The following is a 456-nucleotide window of genomic DNA, read 5'->3' on the forward strand; positions in this document are numbered from 1 at the left end:
CTATATGCATAGTACATTTCAAAAATACCTTTTTCATCTTCAGCATTTTTCTTTTTAGATGTAGTTAACACACCTTGATGATACATATCTTTTAAAATTTTTGTTCTATATTTAGGATTATCTGAAATTTGTTCCGCAATAATATCTTGTGCACCTTTGATAGCATCTTCAACCGATTGCACTTCTTCATTTATAAACTGTTGTGCTTTTTCTTCAATTGAGACTTCATGTTTACGTGCCTTCATCCATATCGCTAATGGCTCTAACCCTTTACGTTTCGCCTCAGTTGCCCTTGTCTTTTTCTTTTGTTTAAAAGGCCTATATAGGTCTTCAACACGTTGTAATTTGTTCTGTTTTAAAATATCGTTCTTTAATTCCTCAGTAAGTAATCCTTGCTGTTCTATATTTTTGATAACTTCTTCTTTACGTTTTTGTAAATTGACCATATATTGGTAT

1 pseudogene is annotated in these 456 nt (G+C 31.1%); it reads right to left on the bottom strand.

Annotated features, from left to right (window positions below):
- Nucleotides 1-456, bottom strand: a pseudogene (locus D7V88_RS42220) (hypothetical protein); the annotation flags it as partial.

The organism is Corallococcus terminator, assembly GCF_003611635.1.
GTDB classification, from domain to species: domain Bacteria; phylum Myxococcota; class Myxococcia; order Myxococcales; family Myxococcaceae; genus Corallococcus; species Corallococcus terminator.